Genomic DNA, 13,622 nt, shown 5'->3' on the forward strand with positions numbered 1-13,622 from the left:
TCGATGGCTATTGACGGATTTGTTCAGCCGTTGCCGAACCTTTAACTAAGACTTACTTTAAATATAAAACATTCTAACAATCAACACTTTGAAACATTTTTCCGGGAGCCTAAAGTGCAGGACACTCTATTAAAGCGATCATACTAATTTAGCTGTAAATCAAATCGATGAGTAAATCACATGATCCATTAAAAAGGTTTGAAATGAATGTAAATGTAAACAGAGCATTTTTAAAAGTAAGAACAGTAATTCTTCTTACGACTGTATGCGTTATTTTTTCACTACAAATTAAAGCACAAGCTATTGACCGGTTTGATCTGGTGAACCGGCACAATATAGTTTTAAAAGAAATCGACCCATTGGCACCGCTATCGGTAGGTAACGGAGATTTTGCCTAGGCTGCAGGATGGGACAACGGACCGTCGACCAATGCTCCCGGATTTCCTCAAGACGGAAACTGGCATATAAAAGTGGAAAACATGAATAAATTACCATAAATCTCATTAAATCATCATTATGTTTCGGAAACTCTATTTATCCTTATTATTAAGTTCATGCTGTGGGATGGCTTATGCACAACAACTGGCTTTTCCCGGCGCTGAAGGCTTTGGGCGTTTTGCTTCCGGCGGACGCGGCGGAAGTGTTTATCATGTAACCAATCTTAATGATACAGGTGCAGGTTCATTCAGAGATGCGGTGAGCAAGCCCGACAGAACTATTATTTTTGATGTTTCCGGGGTGATCAGAATCAAAGAAAAGATTGCTGCAGCTTCCGGGATTACCATTGCTGGTCAGACTTCGCCGGGAACCGGTATTACCGTTTATGGCAACAGCATATCCTTTAAAAGCAATACCATTGTGAGGTATATGAGATTCAGAGGAAGCATCGATATGCCTCAGGGAGCATGCACTGTAGTAGCGGATAACCTGAAGGACATTATCTTTGACCATGTTTCTATAGAATGGGGACGATGGGATAATCTGCATGTAAAAAACAGCACCCATGTTACCTTTCAATACTGCCTTATTGGTGAAGGTATAGATCCTCAGCGTTTTGGGGCTTTATTGGAAAATCCTGTGGATATAACCGTACATCATAGCTTATGGACAGGAAATCAAAGCCGTAATCCCAAAGCCAAAGCAAAAATTGAATACCTTAATAATGTAGTTTACAATTGGGGGAAAAGTGCTTTCGTAGGAGGGCATTCAAGTACGGATCATTATCAGGATCTGGTGGGAAATTATTTTATTGCAGGACCTAGCTCAACCGATGAATTTTTAGATATGTTCACGGCTACAGATCATGTTTACCATAAAGATAATTATGCAGACCTCAACAAAGACGGCCAAGTAAACGGCCGATTGATAACTGATGAAGATTTTATCAAAGAAACAGCCACCCTGGTAAAAAAACCATCGACATTGTCAAATAGTGTGAAAATCGATGCTGCAGCTGATGCTTTAAAAATAGTAATGGCAGAAGCTGGCTCTTCTTTGCGCCGGGATGCCGTAGATAAAAGGATTATCGGCTACTTTAAAAGTCTTGGTAAGAAAGGTCAGATTTTTAAAACTGAAGCTGCTGCCGGCGGACAACCGGAAATTAAACAAAAAAATTCAAAACTAAAAGATACAGATTCGGATGGCATACCCGATAACTGGGAAAATAAAAATAATCTGAATGCTGCGGATCGCACAGATGCGGCAATTCTAACGCAAACAGGTTATACAAATCTGGAAAACTATCTGAACAGTCTGGTGAAAATAGTTCATTAAAAATAATATAATTAAGATCAATGAAGCCTTTCGCATTCTTGTGGAAGGCTTTTTATTTCAAAACTAAAATAAAAAAAGAAACTTGTCAAAGGACAAGTTTCCAACTAACCATGATACCACCTAACCATTTAAATATTATTCTTAGGTATTTGCAAAAAATAAGTATTTCCACTATAAAAATTTAGTTTTTATAAATATTATAAATGGAAACTAAATTAATTCAAAATTGTGTTTTTTAATTATGATTAAATGTAAGAAGACTAAAGGTCTCAAAAAGAATATATTCTGTAGATTTTTATCGGAGGCTTGTAGAATTAAAACTACAAATTAAGACAAAAATTCTTCACCTATTCCGACTCTGGCTTTGTTATTGCGGTACGAAATAAAATCCTTTTCATTTTAACATTAACCAAAAAGCCATGAATAATAGTCACACCATTATTTCAACATTATTTTTTGGGGTCATGTTTCTGCCCTGCATATGTTTCGGGCAGCAGGAATCTAAACAAAACTACACGCTCTTCAACCCTGTTCCGAAGGATTTAATGCGGGAAATGGAAACCGACCGACCCGATGTCACCGAGTCTCCTTATACCGTAGACGCAGCACATTTTCAATACGAAACGGATCTGGTAAGGCTGACAAGACAAAAATCGGATGAACAGGAGACCCGCACATTATTGATCAATCAGGGAAATTTTAAGATTGGGCTTACCCGTACTACAGCGATACAGATCGGATTTCAAACGTACGGAAACCAAAAGGAAAAAGACCTGAATTCTGGAAGTGTGACAACGAGCAATGGTTTTGGTGATATAACATTCAGAATCAAACAAAATTTAATAGGAAATGACAAAGGTAACTTCGCTTTGGCGGTTTTGCCCTATGTGAAATTTCCGACTTCCAATTATGAAGACAGCCGTTTTGAGGGAGGTTTAATCGTACCAATGATTTACAAGCTGCCGGGAGAATGGAACCTGGGAATGCAGGTGGAAGTCGACAGGTTAAAAGACCGCGATCAGCAGACAATGCATACAGAGTTTTTACAGACTTTAGCGATCAGTCATCCGATTATAAAAGGTGTTGAAGCGATCGCAGAAACGTATTATACCTATGATTTTAAAGCTCATGAAATATCCACCTACCTGAATGCGGCCATTCAAATGGAAGTTGCAAAAGATTTTCAACTGGATGCCGGAATTAATTACGGATTACAGCACCACGCGGAAAAACATTATTTCATCGGTGCATCGTATCGTTATTAAAATAAATGATAAAAATTGAGGTACAGTTTTAATTTTCTCTATGCTTTTTCTTTAAAAGTGAAAAAAAATAAACATTAAGTAAAAATTGGCTGTAACCATACACCGCATCTTCTACAGGAATGGTCAACATTCTTATTCCCAGAAAGGAATCAGGGTTATAATTCACGATGGGAGAAGGGATAATGGAGCCTGTCAATATTCCATTTACGGCAAAGAAACCAGGCATGAGGATGAGATAAACAAGGCTGGCTTGTCCGATCCATTCTTTTTTAGCTATAAAATGTAGGTATGACAGCGTCAAAAGGGTCACGATCACCGTAATAAACGTGTAAATTTTGTGATGGTAAAGAAGTCCGACTACTGTTAAAAAAATAGTCGCGGTAAATACAATGATATTATTGAATGAATTCACCCATTTCAGGTCAAAAAATTTATCCATACAATAATATGTAAATACACAGGCAAAGGGGATGCAGTAAAAAAACAGCCATTCTTCAATCGGTAAACCCGCCAAGGTAAAGCCCAATGTATAACGGGTATCGAACCACCAGACTCCTTTTTCCGTAAACCAGATATCCCAGCCTATAAATGGAACAGCCACAATAGTACTCGATATCAGAAAAGTACCAAAGAAGCGATTGAATAAAATCTTCTTGTCAAAAGAAGCCAAAAAGCAGATGACAACAGTAAAAAAATTAATTAAAATATAAGTATAGGCTATCATTTCTTATTCATATACATTTTAAAAAACTTAACAGGAACCCACAAAAATCCAAAGCATTCCCCATTTTCTTTTCCGAGGTGTTTGTGGTGCTGCTTGTGAGCACGACGAATCGCAAGCAAATACGAATTGCGGGTCTTTTTAAAAAGCTGCGCTCTCTGATGGATGAAAATATCATGAACAAAAAAATACGCCATCCCGTATAAACTTATTCCCAGACCGATAAAAAATACGTAGCTGAAATCCTGCCTTACTCCAACGTACAATAAAGCAATCGCAGGAGTGGCAAATATTACAAAGAACAGATCGTTTCTTTCCAGAGATCCTTCATTACTGTGATCGTGATGATCGCGATGCAGTATCCATAAAAAACCGTGCATAATATACCGATGGATAAGCCAGGTAGCACCTTCCATCGAGATAAATACTAATATTACGATTAACAGATTCATGCGATTTTTTATATTAAATTTATCAAAACTTGTTATAAATAAGCCGACTTGTAACGGATATAGCTTTTAAACGCTACCAATATTTTCTGAGAATTAGGAATCCTCACTCTCTTTTTCATGATCTTCTGGGAACTCGTTCTTTTAATTTTTTCAAACAATGAAAGATAATACCGGTAAGCCAGATAAACCCCGAACATGGATGAGCCGGGCAGTTTTTTAATTCCTATTAAAGCTTCTTTAAACTCGGATTCAATTTCTTTTTCAATTTCAAATTTTACAGAATTATCGAAAACAGACATATTGATGCCCGGAAAATAAGTGCGTCCTAAGACCTGATAATCATCTTTAAGATCTCTTAAAAAATTCACTTTCTGAAAAGCAGAGCCCAATTTCATGGCAAAAGGCTTCAGCTCTTCAAATTTCTGTTTGTTTCCTTCGGTGAATATCTGCAGACACATCAGCCCTACGACTTCCGCCGATCCGTAGATATATTCTTTATATAGTTCTGAATTATAATTGATTTTTTGAAGATCCATCTCCATGCTGTGCAAAAACTGGTCAATGAGTCTTCTTTCAATTTTATATTTGCGTACTGTATCCTGGAAAGACTGTAAAATAGGATTAAGAGAAATCCCTTCTTCCAAAGCATGTTCTGTTTCTGTTTTTAAGCTTAAGAGCAGCTTCTCTTTGTCGAAGCCATGAAAACTATCAACAATTTCGTCTGCCAAGCGCACATAGCCATAGATCGCGTAGATGGCAGACCGTATGGAAGGGCTTAAAGCCAAAATTCCCAACGAAAAACTTGTACTGTATTTTTGAGTCGTACGCTTGCTCACGTCGTGAGATAATTCATCAAACAATTTTTTCATACTTTTTTACTTTAGGGTTATTCACTTCAGCGGCTGCGATTTTTCCGGAGATAATGGATGGCGGAACTCCCGGTCCGGGAACCGTCAGCTGTCCGGTATAAAAAAGATTGTCAACCTTCATGTTCCGGATTTTAGGCTTTAATACGGCTGTTTGCGACAAGGTATTGGCCAGACCATAGGCATTGCCCTGATAAGCATTGTAATCAGCAATAAAATCATTTACACAATAACTTCTCTTATATTCTATTCTTGAAAATATGTCCTGTGTTCCGGTATGCTGCTCAATTCTTGACAACATTTCTTTGAGATATTTTTCTCTAAGCTCTTCGTGATCTTCTATTCCGGGAGCTAACGGCATTAATAAAAATAAATTTTCACAATTCTCAGGCGCCACGCCGGGATCCGTTACCGATGGACTGCAACAATAAAATAAAGGTTTGTCGGGCCATTTTTTAGTGCCATAAATACATTCCACATGCTCATCCAGATCATTTTCAAAAAACAGGGTGTGATGCTTTATATTATCAATTTTTCCTTTTATTCCCAGATAATAAATAAGGCAGGACGGAGCAAATGTTCTGCTTTTCCAGTATTCTTCGTCATAGTTTCTAAGATCTTCGGAAAGGAGGGTTTCGGTATGATGATAGTCTGAAGAGGCGATCACAGCATCAAACCCGATTTCTTCATTATTGATTATTAATGAATTAACTTTCCCGTTTTTAACATTAATTTTATGAACAGTTTGATCAAAATGGAAAACAGCTCCCTGATCTTCTGCCACTTTCTGCATCGCCAAAACCAGCTGATAAAAACCGCCCATCGGATACCATGTTCCTAATGCATAGCCGCCATAATTCATGAGGCTGTATAAGGCAGGAATATTTTTAGGCGATGCACCCAGGAATATCACAGGGAATTCCATCAAAGCTTTAAGTTTCGGATCTGAAAAATACCGGGCTACATAACTTCTGAAATTGGTAAGAAGATCCAGTTTTAATGCACTTGAAGCTATTTTTAATGAAACAAATTCCAGCCAGCTGTGGCAGGGTTTATTGACAAATTCCTGCATTCCCACCTGATATTTGAATTGTGCCGACTGCATGAATTTATCATACTCCTTACCTGCTCCTTTCTCTATGTTTTCAAATAATTCCCTGATTTCATCATATTTTGAAGGAACACCAATCGTTTCATCGGAAAAAACCATTTCAAACTGAGGATCCAAAGAAACAAGCTTAAAAAAATCAACAGCTTCACGACCAAAATCCTGAAAAAATCCGTTGATAATATCCGGCATCCAATACCATGAAGGCCCCATATCAAAGGTATAGCCGTTTTCAGTGGTAAACTGCCTTGCCCTGCCGCCCGGCTGAGAAAGTTTTTCGAAAACATGTACCTCATTCCCTGATTTTGCGGCATAAGCAGCAGCTGAAATCCCGGAAAACCCCGAACCAATAACTGCAATTTTCTTTTTTGTTTTCTCTGTTCCCATATTTCCGATTTAGCGACTTATTTTTTAATTAATTTTTGCTCAACTGATCATAAGCAATATCCAACAGCTCTTTAGGCTCCAAATTCTTACAGTATATAGAATGGTGAAAATCATTAAGTTTAGAAAGCAGAAAGATAAGTTCCATCTTTTCCCGGTGTGTTAAATCTCCCGTTACGATCTGTGTCGCCTTACGGATTTTATCCATCTGGTCGTCCAAAGTTTTGAGGCCTTTTTCGGTTATTTTAATAACTTTTGTCCTTTTATCGGTATCAGAATCGGTCTGCTCTGCCCATCCTTGATGAATCAGCCGGTTTATGATCTGTATTCCTGCCGGCTTGTCATGTACATTTGCTTTTATTAATTCTGTTTTCGACATTGATCCGAAAGACTTCAGGGTGATTAGGTAAATAAAATCCTCCTGGCTAGAAAACATCGAATCATTGATGGCAGATTTGGAGTAAGATTTTGCGTACCTGTTCATATGCACGATCAAAGTGCTGATAACACTTTCGGGACTTCTGCCCTTTTCTTTTCCTTCCCAGTCGGGAGTTTTTACAGAATCTGTATTTTCAGCGGATGCGGCTATCCATTCTTTAAAACCATTTACATCATTGCTGTAATGGTTTTTATTTTCATTTTGAATCTCGAATTGTTGAACTAATTCTATGACTTCTTTTATAAGTTCGTAATTCATAAAAAATAAATTAGTATACAAATATACTAAAATAAATAATTAAAATATAATATTATACTAAAATAATACCATACAGTTATGCTACCCATTACCAATACGCAATAAGCAAAACAATCTTCTTAAGATAATTTCAAGGCTATCTTATGTTGAAAAAAGTGGTTTAAAGATTATTTTTTCGAATTCAAGATCATTATCTTTTCTGAAATTATGGACAGATCTCTATCCGTTGTCAGACATTGTGTAATATATGAAACGTATCTGGAAACAACGTCGAAATTACCCGGCAGAAAGGGTTTCAATACCAGATCGGAATGATAATTTAATCACATTTGGAGAAGGATGACAACTGCCTCAGCAAAAAAATAATTAGTATATCATTAAGCATTAATCATTTAAGTTTAAGTTTTACTTCTCTGATTTACCGGATGCCATTTCAGCCTTGATCTTCTCGCGGTGTTGCATTCCCCATTTTGTCATAGCGCCTACAACTTCTTCTAATGTATGACTGTAAGGAAGCAATTCATATTCGATGGTAACAGGATAGCCGTTCTCTACTTTTTTAATGATGAAGCCATTCATTTCCAGTTCTTTTAATTCACTTGACAGAACACGTGCAGAAATTCCGGTGACCTGTCTCTGAATCTCGGTGAATCTTTTATTTCCTCTCGCCATAGCGATGATGATCATCAATTTCCACTTGCCCCCGATCGCATACAAAGCATCGGACATAGCCATTAAAACTTTATGACAATCTTCTGTAAATGCCTTATTGTCCAGCTGATTTTTTTCTGTTTTTGCCATGAGTTTGATTTTGATTAGCCGATAACCTTTTAGTAACGACTAACAAATTGTAAGCAAATATAATATAATTTTGTCAACAATAATTACAGAAAGTAATTTTAAATATTCATTAAACAACAAAATTATGACACTAGAAATTTTAAAGGCCAAGGAAGACCTAAGAAACCTGATCGACGAGTATGCGTACCTAAGTGACGAGTGGAAAATCTCCGAAGTTATGAATCTGTTCACACCCGATGTTACCTATAAAGTTCATATGAATGGTGCTTTGGTAGCAGACGTATCGGGAAGGGAAAACATGGAGCAGGATTTCAATTTTCATGCTTCTCAAGTTAAAACATATTTTACCCTGAACGGGCAGCACACGACTAAAATTGATGGTGATACTGCTACCGGTATTTCCTTTGCTCAGATCAAAATGATCCGGGAAGCTGATGGAAAAAATGTATTGACCGATTATAGTGTAAAATATGACGACTACTATGTGAAACAAAATGAAAAATGGTTTATCAAAGACCGTGTTGCTCATTTTCTGATCATTGAAACAAGATCTATTTCCTGATTTTTTTGCGCATTAAAACCGTTAAGCCTTGTAATATATTTTATTGCAAGGCTTTGGGTGTAGAATTACAAAGATTTAAAAAATCAAATTAATGCATTCCTTCCATTATTCGGAAGATTGGCAGATTACGTTCTTTCGAAATTTTAATGGAATGATTGTTTAAATTGTAAGGGTGTCAAATTTGTTTTCTTTTTAAACAATTTGCTGAAGGATTGTGAATGCTCAAAACCTATCTCATATGCAATTTGCGAGACTGACAAATTGGTGGATGTCAAATACTCTTTTGCTTTGTCGATCAGGGTGTCGTGTATGTGTTGCTGTGCACTTCGACCAGTAAATGAACGAAGCATATCACTTAAATATCTTGGAGAAACATGTAACTGCTCTCCCAAATATTCAACAGTTGGAAGCCCTCTTTCTAGGGGTTGTCCTTCTTTAAAATAATTGTTCAAAATCTGCTCCATCCGTGTAAGCAGATCATTATTAACGTCTATTCGCGTACTGAATTGGCGTTTGTAAAAACGATTGCTGTAATTGAATAAAACTTCAATATGTGACACTACTAAGTCCTGACTAAAATCATCCATACTGCTGGTCAGTTCTTCCTTTATATTGTCAAAAACAGAAAAAACGGTTTGTTTTTCCTTATCAGATAAAAGCAAGGCCTCATTAGCCGAATACGAAAAGAAACCAAATGTTTTTATTTTGGCACCCAGCGGATAGTCGCGAATAAAATCAGGATGAAAAAGTAGCGTGTAGCCCGAATAATCTTTGTCTTCCCCGGCACTTTGGATAACCTGATTGGGCGAAACAAAGGACAATCCTCCCTCATTAAAATCATAATGGCTTTGTCCGTATTTTATTTTTGCCGTTAAACTTTTCTTGTATGAAACTTTATAGAAGTTCAGCAGTAATGCTTTTGGCAGCTCATCCGCGGGCGTTTTTATATCTGCATAGTTTATCAGGCTCACCAATGGATGCACTGGTTTTGGGAAGCCTAAAGCCTTATGCAACTCCGATATAGAATTGAATTTTTGTGGTGAGGCGTTTGCACTTTTCATCACTACAAATGTACTAAATGTTTAATAAGCAAACATTTTCTGTATCTTTTGATATTGTGCTTCCGCCCCGATTTCTTCCCTCTCCGTATAAAGTGAAACAGCGTCCTGTCCTGCAATGTAACGCAGTTGATCTTTGTTGTCGGTTGCCGCATCAAAAATCACGGCTGCAATGCTTTCGGGGGTTGAAAAGTTACTTACACGTTCTTCACTGTAACCTTCACTTACTTTTTCAACCAATTGATTATAAGCTTCATGTTGTCCACCGTCCATAGAACGCCCTGTAAAGTCGGTCTGTATTCCGCCTGGTGCAACTGTTTTGACCTTCACACCGAAGTGAGCCAAATCATAAGCCAAACTTTCTGAAAAACCGTCAATTGCAAATTTTGTAGCTGCATACACAGAACACGTTGGATACCCAATCAAACCGAACATTGAAGTGATATTGATAAACATTCCGTTCTTTCTTTCACGAAAATAAGGGGTAAATGCTTTTGTTACTCTTATAACCCCTAAAAGGTTTGTGTTCAACTGGCGGTTTATTTGTTCGTCTGTCAATGCTTCCAAAGCACCGATTAAGCCGTAACCGGCATTGTTTACTACTACATCTATAGAATGGTTGGTTATCGCCTTTTTTATTGTTTCTTCTATTTGTGTAAGGTCTGTTACGTCCAATTTCAGAACGGTAACATTTTCAAGTTTGTTGAGCTCCGTTTCGTTTTCGGGTTTACGCATTGTTGCGATGACATTCCAACCTTTCGATTGAAACAGTTTTGCCGTTGCCTTTCCTAAACCCGCCGAAGCACCTGTAATGAAAATTGTCTTTTGCATATTTTTGTTGTTTTAATTTTAACAATGCAAAATTCCGTAGAAGCTGAAACCTTTTTGTTGCTCGATTGAGTCAGGTTGTAGCCAAAATGACGAAGGCGGTAAATAGTAGATTTTATTTATTAAAAAAATTTTAATCTCTCGAAAATAAAATTCCTAGCAAAGTCGGAAACGAAAATTTCTACGGAAAAATTGGAATTGATCTTGAAAATGAAATGCCGTAATTGAAAGGATCATTATTAAAAAATAAACACCAGTCTAGTGATACTGGTGTTTATTTAAAAATTTTGAGTGAATCTCAAACTTAAATTATTTAGACTTACTCAGATGACTTTTCAAGCTTTCCAGCCATTTGGAATATTCGGCTTCATAGGTATTGAGAGTAGGCTCTACCGTTTTAATAGGTTCCGTATTTTCGAACGCTTCCTCAAAATTTGCAAAAGCACCGGAACCAATTCCCGCCCCTAAAGCAGCACCAACGCTTCCATCATTTTTATAAAGTTCCAAAGGTACTCCTATGGTATTGACAAAGGCTTCTACAAATACATCACTTAAAAAGAGGTTGGCTCTTCCGGCTTTTATCACTTTAGCATTCATTCCGTTTTCTTTCATAATATCAAAACCGTATCGAAATGCGAACGCAATTCCTTCCTGTGTCGCTCTTACAAGATGAGCACGAGTGTGCAGATTAAGGTCAATATTTATAAATTGTGTACCGATCAGCTTGTTATTCAGCATTCTTTCTGCACCGTTTCCGAAAGGCAGAACTTGGAGATTATTGCTTCCGACAGGTATATGAGACGCTTCTTCATTCAGTTGTTGGTAAGTTGTATTTTCGCCTAAAATATTTTTCATCCAACGATACATGCTTCCTGTTCCATTAATACAGAGTAAAGCTCCCAATCTTCTCTCGGATTCCGAATGATTTACATGGGCAAAAGTATTGATTCTAGATTCATCATCATAAATAAGCTGATCACTGACTCCATAAATAACTCCGGATGTTCCTGCCGTTGCAGCAATTTCTCCCGGCTGCAGCACATTCAGAGAAAGTGCATTATTGGGCTGATCTCCAGCTTTGTAAGAAACGGGGATTCCTTTTTTTAATCCTAATTCTGCTGCTATACTTGCAAGCAAAGTGCCGTGTACAGAAAATACTTCTCTTATCTCAGGAATGATATTTTCACTGAATCCAAAATAGTTTAGTATTTTTTGTGACAGCCTGTTTTCAACAAAATCATAGAACACTCCTTCGGACAATGTTTCTGCAGATGCCGTAACTTCCCCAGTCAATTCCATTGAAATATAATCTCCGGGGAGCATTATTTTATCTGTTTTTTCAAAAATATCGGGTTCATTTTCCTTTATCCATGCCAATTTGGATGCCGTAAAATTTCCCGGTGAGTTCAGAAGATGTTGTAAGCAATATTCTTCTCCCAGTTCAGCAAATGCTTTATTACCAATTTCCACAGCTCTGCTGTCGCACCAGATAATACTGTTGCGCAAAATTTTCTGATCTTTGTCCACCACCACCAAACCATGCATTTGATAAGCAATCCCAATAGACTGAATATCTAAAGGATTATAATTTCCAGTGGCATTACATTTAAGGATGGCCATTTTTGTATGTTCCCACCACATTTTCGGAGACTGTTCTGCCCAACCGGGTTTTACGGCAATAATGGGAGATTCTGATTCCGGATATTGTGCAGATGCTAAAACCTGCTTATTGTGAGCATCTACAATGGAAACTTTTATAGACGATGTTCCGATGTCAATTCCTAATAATAACATAAGCTTTTAATAATGGAAATGGTGTTTATAGTTTTAGGGTTGGTCTTGTATATTATGATAGATAAACCTTATAGGCTTTGTGAACCTATAAGGCATTAAAATAGCTTAAATCAATTCTCAGATCTTCTCAATTTGCATTCAGAAGAACTATTTTAAAACAATATCTTAGATTTAAGGTTCAAGGGTTACTTTAACGGAAGTGAGTCCGTCTGCAACAAGATCTATTGCTTTTTGATAATCGGTTAAAGGAAATTTATGGGTGACAATTTCTTCCATAGGCAGTAAACCCTGCTCCAGCATACGAATGGCAACCGGATAGCAATTGGGTCCTAAATGAGAACCATGAATGTTTAATTCTTTGGTATCACCAATGATCGTCCAGTCTACGGTAACTTTTTCGCGCATTACACTAAACTCAACAAAAGTTCCCATTTTTCGGATCATATTCAATCCCTGCTCAACTGCAGAAGGATGGCCTGTAGCTTCAATATAAACATCACATCCATACCCATCTGTAAGTTCCAAAACTTTCTTTACTGCATTTTCTTTTGTTACATTAATCCCTATATCTGCACCGGAACGTAAGGCAAGTTCTAATCTTTCATCCTGCATATCGAGGGCAATAATTCTTGCCGGACTTTTCATTTTTGCTGCGGCAAACATTCCTAATCCCAATGGACCACAACCTGCAATGACAACGGTATCCTGGTATTTGATATCGCCACGTTCCACAGCGTGTATAGAACAAGCCAAAGGCTCTATAAATGCAGCATGGTGTAATGGAATAGACTTCGGAACTTTAAAGTTGAATGCCCCTTTCGGGAAAAGCATATATTCTGCCCATGCGCCTTGTGTACGTTGGTGAAAGCCATAGATATCATGTACATTACACATCCAGTAATGTCCGTTTTTGCAGTATCGGCATTCTCCACAAGGAACAATTTGCTCGCTTACGGCATGGTCACCAATTTCAAGATGATACAATTCTTTTGCACCTTCTCCTAATTCTACTACTTCACCGACAAATTCATGACCCGGAATTACGGGAGCTTCACAATATGCAGTTCGGTTTTCATCACCCCAGAAAAGCGGAGCTCCGGTATAACATTTTATATCGCTTGCACAAATACCTGCACTTTTTACTTTTACCAAGATTTCTCCCGGTCCCGGTTTTGGCACTGGAACTTCTTCAAGTCTGTAATCGTGCGGAGCATAAGCTACGATAGCTTTCATTACCTCAGGAATTGTTTTATGACTATTCATTTTATGATTTCTTACTTTTAAATTTTAATTTTAGTTTAATAATTTGGTAT

The 13,622-nt window shown here is 37.4% G+C and carries 14 protein-coding genes; 4 read left to right on the forward strand and 10 right to left on the reverse strand.

Going from position 1 to position 13,622, the window contains the following annotated elements; all coding sequences use genetic code 11:
• Positions 1 to 167 precede the first annotated feature (167 nt).
• From BMX24_RS08165 to BMX24_RS08175, 3 genes are all read left to right on the forward strand, one after another.
• Positions 168 to 398, forward strand: a complete 231-nt coding sequence (locus tag BMX24_RS08165; RefSeq protein ID WP_139176785.1) for a hypothetical protein — start codon at positions 168 to 170, stop codon at positions 396 to 398.
• Between the two features lie 118 nt (positions 399 to 516).
• A complete protein-coding gene (locus BMX24_RS08170; protein ID WP_089791538.1) occupies positions 517 to 1,773 on the forward strand; it encodes a pectate lyase family protein in 1,257 nt (418 codons plus the stop codon).
• Between the two features lie 419 nt (positions 1,774 to 2,192).
• The gene (locus tag BMX24_RS08175) at positions 2,193 to 3,038 is read left to right on the forward strand and encodes a transporter (RefSeq protein WP_228404735.1); all 846 of its coding nucleotides are present in this window, start codon (positions 2,193 to 2,195) and stop codon (positions 3,036 to 3,038) included.
• Positions 3,039 to 3,066: 28 nt separating this feature from the next.
• On the opposite strand, the gene BMX24_RS08180 is transcribed toward BMX24_RS08175, so the two are convergent.
• From BMX24_RS08180 to BMX24_RS08205, 6 genes are all read right to left on the reverse strand, one after another.
• A complete protein-coding gene (locus BMX24_RS08180; RefSeq protein ID WP_089791540.1) occupies positions 3,067 to 3,762 on the reverse strand; it encodes a lycopene cyclase domain-containing protein in 696 nt (231 codons plus the stop codon).
• Positions 3,759 to 4,211: a sterol desaturase family protein gene (locus BMX24_RS08185; RefSeq protein WP_089791541.1), complete on the reverse strand. Its 453-nt coding sequence runs from the start codon at positions 4,209 to 4,211 to the stop codon at positions 3,759 to 3,761. The genes BMX24_RS08180 and BMX24_RS08185 overlap by 4 nt, the downstream gene beginning before the upstream one ends.
• A gap of 32 nt (positions 4,212 to 4,243) precedes the next feature.
• Positions 4,244 to 5,080 (reverse strand): phytoene/squalene synthase family protein, encoded by an 837-nt coding sequence (locus tag BMX24_RS08190; protein ID WP_089791542.1) that lies wholly within the window; start codon positions 5,078 to 5,080, stop codon positions 4,244 to 4,246.
• Positions 5,064 to 6,572, reverse strand: a complete 1,509-nt coding sequence (locus BMX24_RS08195; protein WP_089791543.1) for a phytoene desaturase family protein — start codon at positions 6,570 to 6,572, stop codon at positions 5,064 to 5,066. Before BMX24_RS08195 ends, BMX24_RS08190 begins: the two co-directional genes overlap by 17 nt.
• Positions 6,573 to 6,600: 28 nt before the next feature.
• On the reverse strand, positions 6,601 to 7,266 hold the full coding sequence (locus BMX24_RS08200; RefSeq protein ID WP_089791544.1) for a MarR family winged helix-turn-helix transcriptional regulator: 666 nt from the start codon (positions 7,264 to 7,266) through the stop codon (positions 6,601 to 6,603).
• Positions 7,267 to 7,671: 405 nt separating this feature from the next.
• A complete protein-coding gene (locus BMX24_RS08205) occupies positions 7,672 to 8,067 on the reverse strand; it encodes a winged helix-turn-helix transcriptional regulator (protein ID WP_089791545.1) in 396 nt (131 codons plus the stop codon).
• Between the two features lie 124 nt (positions 8,068 to 8,191).
• Here BMX24_RS08205 and BMX24_RS08210 point away from each other — a divergent pair, with 124 nt between their 5' ends.
• Positions 8,192 to 8,629, forward strand: coding sequence for a nuclear transport factor 2 family protein (locus BMX24_RS08210; protein WP_089791546.1), 438 nt, complete (start codon positions 8,192 to 8,194; stop codon positions 8,627 to 8,629).
• Between the two features lie 143 nt (positions 8,630 to 8,772).
• On the opposite strand, the gene BMX24_RS08215 is transcribed toward BMX24_RS08210, so the two are convergent.
• From BMX24_RS08215 to BMX24_RS08230, 4 genes are all read right to left on the reverse strand, one after another.
• The gene (locus BMX24_RS08215) at positions 8,773 to 9,690 is read right to left on the reverse strand and encodes a helix-turn-helix domain-containing protein (protein WP_089791547.1); all 918 of its coding nucleotides are present in this window, start codon (positions 9,688 to 9,690) and stop codon (positions 8,773 to 8,775) included.
• A 21-nt stretch (positions 9,691 to 9,711) separates the two neighbouring features.
• Positions 9,712 to 10,518, reverse strand: a complete 807-nt coding sequence (locus tag BMX24_RS08220; RefSeq protein WP_089791548.1) for an SDR family oxidoreductase — start codon at positions 10,516 to 10,518, stop codon at positions 9,712 to 9,714.
• A 306-nt stretch (positions 10,519 to 10,824) separates the two neighbouring features.
• Entirely contained in the window at positions 10,825 to 12,309 is a 1,485-nt protein-coding gene (locus tag BMX24_RS08225; protein WP_089791549.1) for a xylulokinase, read from the reverse strand.
• Positions 12,310 to 12,480: 171 nt separating this feature from the next.
• Positions 12,481 to 13,572, reverse strand: a complete 1,092-nt coding sequence (locus tag BMX24_RS08230) for an alcohol dehydrogenase catalytic domain-containing protein (protein WP_170835671.1) — start codon at positions 13,570 to 13,572, stop codon at positions 12,481 to 12,483.
• Positions 13,573 to 13,622 lie beyond the last annotated feature (50 nt).

It is taken from the genome of Chryseobacterium wanjuense (genome assembly GCF_900111495.1).
Taxonomy (GTDB): Bacteria; Bacteroidota; Bacteroidia; order Flavobacteriales; family Weeksellaceae; genus Chryseobacterium; species Chryseobacterium wanjuense.